This is a genomic window from Shewanella sp. AS1, assembly GCF_021412565.1.
Classification (GTDB): domain Bacteria; phylum Pseudomonadota; class Gammaproteobacteria; order Enterobacterales; family Shewanellaceae; genus Shewanella.
This window is the reverse complement of the sequence record NZ_JAKCLJ010000042.1, coordinates 1-360: the sequence shown is the minus strand read 5'-3', so window position 1 is coordinate 360 and position 360 is coordinate 1. Positions and strand designations below refer to the sequence as shown.

Sequence of the window (360 nt, the reverse complement as noted above, 5' to 3'; positions counted from 1 at the left end):
TTGATGTCACCGTCGATGATGGCAACACCAATGGCACCGACACCAAGACGGTGTCCATCACCATTACCGGCACCAACGACACCCCTGTGCTCACTGTCGACATGATTGGCGGCGTCACTGAAGATGCTACCGACCCTAACCTCACCGACAGCGGCGTGCTCAGCTTCACCGATGTCGATGTCAATGACACTCACAACGTTACTGAAGTTTACAATGGTGATATCAGCTGGACTGGCGGCGCCAACACCGACCTGGGCTCGGTACTGACTGCCGATGAGATAAATAGCCTCATCGATGGCTTCAGTGTCGACAGCGACAGCTGGGATTACAGTATCCTGAACAGCACGGTGCAGTTCCTCG

Annotated in this window: 1 protein-coding gene; it reads left to right on the top strand. The window is 54.7% G+C overall.

Annotated features, from left to right (window positions below; genetic code table 11):
- The coding region (locus LZP69_RS15955) for a VCBS domain-containing protein (protein ID WP_234201693.1) at positions 1 to 360 on the top strand (360 nt) is incomplete at both ends.